General features: G+C 68.4%; 6 protein-coding genes and 1 tRNA gene. 6 read left to right on the plus strand and 1 reads right to left on the minus strand.

Translation table 11 applies throughout. The features are described from left to right. Positions 1-136 precede the first annotated feature (136 nt). Positions 137-1,342 (minus strand): pyridoxal phosphate-dependent aminotransferase, encoded by a 1,206-nt coding sequence (locus ACLN58_RS16685; protein ID WP_415856376.1) that lies wholly within the window; start codon positions 1,340-1,342, stop codon positions 137-139. Between the two features lie 264 nt (positions 1,343-1,606). Here ACLN58_RS16685 and ACLN58_RS16690 point away from each other — a divergent pair. From ACLN58_RS16690 to ACLN58_RS16715, 6 genes are all read left to right on the plus strand, one after another. After that, positions 1,607-1,679 (plus strand) — tRNA-Trp (locus tag ACLN58_RS16690). A gap of 97 nt (positions 1,680-1,776) precedes the next feature. Further along, on the plus strand, positions 1,777-2,043 hold the full coding sequence (secE, locus tag ACLN58_RS16695) for a preprotein translocase subunit SecE (RefSeq protein WP_415856377.1): 267 nt from the start codon (positions 1,777-1,779) through the stop codon (positions 2,041-2,043). Positions 2,044-2,139: 96 nt separating this feature from the next. Then, entirely contained in the window at positions 2,140-3,033 is an 894-nt protein-coding gene (gene nusG / locus ACLN58_RS16700; RefSeq protein WP_415856378.1) for a transcription termination/antitermination protein NusG, read from the plus strand. Positions 3,034-3,166: 133 nt separating this feature from the next. Then, positions 3,167-3,598, plus strand: a complete 432-nt coding sequence (rplK, locus tag ACLN58_RS16705; RefSeq protein ID WP_415856379.1) for a 50S ribosomal protein L11 — start codon at positions 3,167-3,169, stop codon at positions 3,596-3,598. 205 nt (positions 3,599-3,803) lie between these two features. Then, positions 3,804-4,511, plus strand: a complete 708-nt coding sequence (gene rplA, locus ACLN58_RS16710) for a 50S ribosomal protein L1 (RefSeq protein ID WP_415856380.1) — start codon at positions 3,804-3,806, stop codon at positions 4,509-4,511. A gap of 158 nt (positions 4,512-4,669) precedes the next feature. Then, entirely contained in the window at positions 4,670-5,755 is a 1,086-nt protein-coding gene (locus tag ACLN58_RS16715; RefSeq protein ID WP_415856381.1) for a GNAT family N-acetyltransferase, read from the plus strand. Positions 5,756-5,791: the final 36 nt, after the last annotated feature.

Consider the following 5,791-nt stretch of genomic DNA (forward strand, 5'->3'; position numbering starts at 1 on the left):
CGCGCCCACGAGCAGCCCGGCAATGGGCGCCCAGACCTTGGGCGCGCGGCCGCCGCCCGCCACGGGGTTGACGATCGCTGTGAACGAGCGCCGGCCGGCGGAATTCTCCGCCGGCCGCCCCACCTCTTGCATGGGTCTAGTGTGCCGTCGCGAGGAATTCCTGAATGCGGCCCACGCCCTCGGCTAGGTCGGCGTCGCCCAGGGCGTAGGAGAGCCGGACGTAGCCGCTCGGGCCGAACGCCTCGCCGGGCACGATCGCGACCTCGACCTTGTCGAGGATGAGGGCGGCGAGCTCGGCCGAGGTCGCCGGGCGGATCCCGCCGATCTCCTTGCCGAGCAGCTCGCGAACGTCCGGGTACGCGTAGAACGCGCCGTGCGGCGTGGGGCAGTTGACGCCTTCGATCGCGGACAGCCCGGCGACCATGGCCTGGCGGCGGCGGTCGAACGCGACCTTCATCTCCTCGACCGCGTCGAGCGGCCCGGACACGGCGGCGAGGGCCGCCATCTGGGAGACGTTGGCAACATTCGACGTCGCGTGCGACTGCAGGTTGGTCGCGGCCTTGATGACGTCCGCGGGGCCGATCATCCAACCCACGCGCCAGCCCGTCATCGCGTAGGTCTTCGCGACGCCGTTGAGGATCACGACCTTGTCGCCGAGGGCCGGAACGGCGGTTGCGATGGAGGTGAAAGGAACGCCGTCGTACGTGAGGTGCTCGTAGATCTCGTCGGTGACCACCCACAGGCCCTTGGCTGCGGCCCACTCGCCGATCTCCTTGACCTGCTCGGGTGAGTAGACCGCACCCGTCGGGTTCGACGGCGAGACGAACAGGAGGATCTTGGTGCGGTCCGTGAGCGCGGCGTCGAGCTGGTCCACGGTCACGAGGTAGCCCTGCTCGGGGCCCGCGAACACCTCGACCGGAACGCCGCCCGCGAGGCGGATCGCCTCGGGGTACGTGGTCCAGTACGGGGTGGGGAGCAGCACCTCGTCGCCCGGGTCGAGGAGCGTCGCGAACGTGTTGTAGACGGCCTGCTTGCCGCCGTTCGTCACGAGCACCTGGGACGCCTGAGCCTCGTAGCCCGAGTCTCGCAGCGTCTTCTCCGCGATGGCCTGCTTGAGCTCGGGAAGCCCGCCCGCGGGGGAGTAGCGGTGGAACCGCGGCTGGCGCGCCGCCTCGATGGCCGCCTCGACGATGTAGCCCGGGGTCGGGAAGTCCGGCTCCCCGGCGCCGAAGCCGATGACCGGCCGCCCCGCAGCCTTGAGCGCCTTGGCCTTCGCGTCGACGGCCAGGGTCGCGGATTCGGCGATCGATCCGATGCGCTGGGAGACACGGGCGGAGGTCATGGGCTGTCCTGACTTTCGGTCGGCGGAAGAGTGCGCGCGGGCCGGGCCCGCTCTCCCACTACTCTAGGCGTTCCGGCCCTTTCAGCCGGTTCGTTTCGGCGCGCCATGGGGCCTGTTGGTTCGACGCGCGCCGCGAATGTGCGTAGACTGGACAACCGGCATCAGAAACCGACGTGAGTCGGCCGTGCCTCCGAGCGGCCAGCTCGTTCCCGCGAAGAACGGGGCATGAACCTTGGTAAGCTAGAGACTCGGTGTTCTGACCGAAGGGTAGTGGCGCAATTGGTAGCGCAGCGGTCTCCAAAACCGCAGGTTGCAGGTTCGAGTCCTGTCTGCCCTGCGCACGGCGTGTCTCGGGTCAAACCGAGGCGTTCCAGCACGCACAGCACGGAACCGGCGGGAATGTCCTGCGGGCACACAGGATGAGCGAGGAATAGGTGACCGAAACAGCTGCGAGCAGCTCTCAGGGCCGCCCAGCCAAGCAGGCCAGGAAGCTCGGCTTGTTCGGCCGCATCGCTGTCTTCGTCCGTCAGGTCGTCGGGGAGCTCCGGAAGGTCGTCACCCCGACTCGCCAGGAACTGCTCAACATGACGTTCGTGGTGCTGGCGTTTGTGGTGGTCATGATGGTCGTCGTCTTCGTTCTCGACTTCCTTTTCGGGCTCGGTGTCGGCTGGGTCTTCGACGGGTCGTCGCAGAGCAAGTAAGGCGAGTCTCCGCAGACCGCGCTCGGACCGGGAAGTGGTCCCACAGTGCGGTGTGCGGATTCGCATTTAAGTCGCAAGAGGAGATCAGGAGACTAAGTGTCTGAGCACGAGCTCGAGAGCGAAACCGAGCGCGAGGCCCCGGCCCCCGAGGCCGCGGTCTTCAGCGACGCTGCCCCGGTGCCCGCGGCGGCGCCTTCGGCGTCCGACGCCGAGCCCGCGTTCGACGACGAGGACTCCAGCCAGGAGCAGCCTGTCTCCGACGAGGCAGAGCCCGCCGATGAGGCAGAGCCTGCCGACGAGGCAGAGCCCGCCGACGAGGGCGGGGCCACCGAGTCGGACTCGGACGAGGCGCCGGAGGACCCCGCCGAGGCAGCTGCCAAAGCCGCGGAGGAGTTCAAGTCGAAGCTCCGCCGCCAGCCGGGCGACTGGTACGTGATCCACTCCTACGCCGGCTACGAGAATCGCGTGAAGGCGAACCTCGAGACCCGTATCCAGACTCTGGACATGGAAGATTTCATCTACGAGATCCAGGTCCCGATGGAGGAAGTCGTCGAGATCAAGAACGCGCAGCGCAAGATCGTCAAGCGCGTCCGGATCCCCGGCTACGTCCTGGTCCGCATGGATCTCACGGACGCGTCGTGGGGCGCCGTCCGTCACACTCCGGGCGTGACGGGTTTCGTGGGCAACGCCCACAACCCGGTGCCGCTCCGCCTCGATGAGGTCTTCACGATGCTCGCCCCCGTGTTCGAGCAGGAGCAGCAGGCAGAGGCCAAGGCGTCCGGGAAGCCCGGCATCCGCCAGCCCGTGGCTCCCGTCAACATCGACTTCGAGGTCGGCGAGTCGGTCATCGTCAAGGAGGGCCCGTTCGAGACCCTCCCGGCGACGATCTCGGAGATCAAGCCCGAATCCCAGACTCTCGTGGTGCTCGTCTCGATCTTCGAGCGCGAGACGCCCGTCACTCTCGGATTCAACCAGGTCTCCAAGATCTGATGCACAACTGAAGATTTCGCCCCGGGACCGGCCCGCTTTGCCGGCCCCGGGGCGGCCGACTGTCTAGCCAGGGCAGTCACCACCTGGACGGCGCTCCTGCTGCCCAGGAAGCAATGGAAGAAAAGGATCCTCAATGGCTCCCAAGAAGAAGGTCACCGGCCTCATCAAGCTGCAGATCCAGGCAGGCGCCGCCAACCCGGCCCCGCCGATCGGTCCCGCGCTTGGTCAGCACGGCGTCAACATCATGGAATTCTGCAAGGCGTACAACGCCGCGACGGAATCCCAGCGTGGCAACGTCATCCCCGTGGAGATCACGGTCTACGAAGACCGCTCCTTCACGTTCATCACCAAGACCCCGCCGGCCGCCGAGCTCATCAAGAAGGCTGCGGGCGTCCAGAAGGGCTCCGCGACCCCGCACACGGTGAAGGTGGCCAAGCTCACCAACGCTCAGGTCGAGGAGATCGCGAAGACCAAGCTCGAGGACCTCAACGCGAACGACGTCGAGGCCGCGAAGAAGATCATCGCGGGCACCGCTCGCTCGATGGGTATCACCGTCGAGGGCTGAGGAACGCACGGAGGGTAAGGGCCGAAGAATGAGGCACTTGCCCGAAGTAAGTCCCGGAAGCCCGAGAAAATCGGGCACCGTCGAGGGCTGAGGCCCTCCGACTCACCTAACTAAAGAACGACGACGGCGCTTCACGCCGGCGTCAGTGGCAAGGGCCGAGCGCGGCCCACTGAGACCACAACTGCACAAGGAGATTGAGAGCAGCATGGCAAAGCGCAGCAAAGCATACGAGGCAGCAGCCGCGAAGATCGAGGACGGCAAGCTCTACGCCCCGGCCGACGGCATCGCCCTCGCCAAGGAGATCAACCCGTCGAAGGCGGACGCCACCGTCGAGGTCGCCTTCCGTCTCGGCGTCGACCCGCGCAAGGCGGACCAGATGGTCCGCGGCACGGTCAACCTCCCGCACGGCACCGGCAAGACCGCCCGCGTCGTCGTCTTCGCGACGGGCGACAAGGCCGCGGCCGCCGAGGCCGCCGGTGCCGACGTCGTCGGTTCGGACGACCTGATCGAGCGCATCCAGGGCGGGTGGACGGACTTCGACGCCGCCGTCGCGACCCCGGAGCTCATGGGCAAGGTCGGCCGCCTCGGTAAGATCCTCGGCCCCCGCAACCTCATGCCGAACCCCAAGACCGGCACGGTGACCCCCGACGTGGCGAAGGCCGTGACGGAGATCAAGGGCGGCAAGATCGACTTCCGCGTCGACAAGCACTCGAACCTGCACTTCATCATCGGCCGCACCTCGTTCGAGGCCCGCCAGCTGGCCGAGAACTACGCGGCCGCGCTTGACGAGGTGCTCCGCCTCAAGCCGGCCGCCTCGAAGGGCCGCTACATCCAGAAGGCGACCGTCACCACGACGTTCGGCCCGGGCGTTCCCATGGACCCGAACGTCACGCGCGTGCTCCTCGAGGGCTGAGCAGTCGGCTGACGCCCGGGCGGGCTAACCCGGCCGCTGGCTGGCTAGCACACCCACTGGCTGGATAACCCGCCCTTAACGACGCCCCCTCCCGTTCGCGGGAGGGGGCGTTGCTCTTTGCATTGCACTTTGTCCGCGCCGTCCGTGAGACTGGGCGCATGAGCGCCCAGTACCGAGTCCAGCGGCTTCGCCTGCCTGACTCGCTGCACGGGACCGACGCCACCGAATTCCTCGAATTCTCAGAGCTCACCGACGCGGTCGAGCGGCAGATTTGGGGTCACGAGGACCGCTGCTCGCCGCCCGAGTTCAGGCTCGGCGTGTGGCGCGACACGCGCTATGAGCTCACGTCCCTGTTCTTCGTGCGCGATGGCGAGCGCATGGTCGGCAGGGGCTGGTGCCAGCTCGCGCTCCTGGAGGACCGCGACCGCGCGAGCGTGCGGGCCGAGGTCCTTGACGAGTACGCCGGGCGGGGGATCGGGCGCCTCCTGTTGGCCGCGGCGACCGAGGAGGCCGCGCGCCACGGCCGCACGCTGCTCAACACGTTCACCGAGCATCCGGTGGGTTTCGACGCCAAGGCCCCGGACGCCGTCGTCCCTTCGACGGGGTCTGGTGCCCTCCCGGCGGCCGCACGCTCGGTGCGGTTCGCGCGCGCGGCGGGGTTCGAGCTGAGCCAGGTCGAGCGCTTCAGCGAGCTCGTGCTTGCCGAGTACGACGGCGGGTGGCCGGCCCTCGAGGCGGCCGCGGCGACCGCGTCGGGCGACTATGACGTGCTCGTGTGGGAGGGCGTCCCCGCTGAGCACCGGGCCGAGATGGCGGCCCTCCTAGGGCGGATGTCGACCGACATCCCGTACGGCGTGGATCGCTACGAGGCCGCGGCGTGGGACTCCGAGCGCGTCGCCGCGCTGGAGGAGCAGCTCGCCGAGGCGGGCACGCTCCCGCTGTACGCGGTGGCCCGGCACCGCGCGAGCGGTCGGCTCGTCGCATACACCGCGCTGTGGGTCCGCGCGAACAAGCCGGACGTCGCAGACCAGGACGACACCCTCGTGGTCGCCGAGCACCGCGGCCACTCGCTTGGCCTGCGCATCAAGCTGGCCAACCTCGCCGCGTACAGGCAGCGCTTCCCGGGCGCCCGCAAGGTCGTGACGTTCAACGCGGAGGAGAATCGCCACATGCTCGCCATCAACGAAGCCCTCGGCTTCCGGCCGGCGGGGTACGACGGCGAGTGGTTCCGGAGGCTCGCATGAGCGTTGAGTCGCGGCGCACCAAGGCCGCCGGTCGGG

Source organism: Sinomonas sp. G460-2 (genome assembly GCF_047759905.1).
Classification (GTDB): domain Bacteria; phylum Actinomycetota; class Actinomycetes; order Actinomycetales; family Micrococcaceae; genus Sinomonas.

Excerpts from the sequence above, each read along its gene's own strand:
- rplK (WP_415856379.1), top strand. The coding sequence starts at position 3,167 with ATGGCTCCCAAGAAGAAGGTCACCGGCCTCATCAAGCTGCAGATCCAG.
- rplA (WP_415856380.1), top strand. The coding sequence starts at position 3,804 with ATGGCAAAGCGCAGCAAAGCATACGAGGCAGCAGCCGCGAAGATCGAG.
- ACLN58_RS16715 (WP_415856381.1), top strand. The coding sequence starts at position 4,670 with ATGAGCGCCCAGTACCGAGTCCAGCGGCTTCGCCTGCCTGACTCGCTG.
- ACLN58_RS16685 (WP_415856376.1), bottom strand. The coding sequence starts at position 1,342 with ATGACCTCCGCCCGTGTCTCCCAGCGCATCGGATCGATCGCCGAATCC.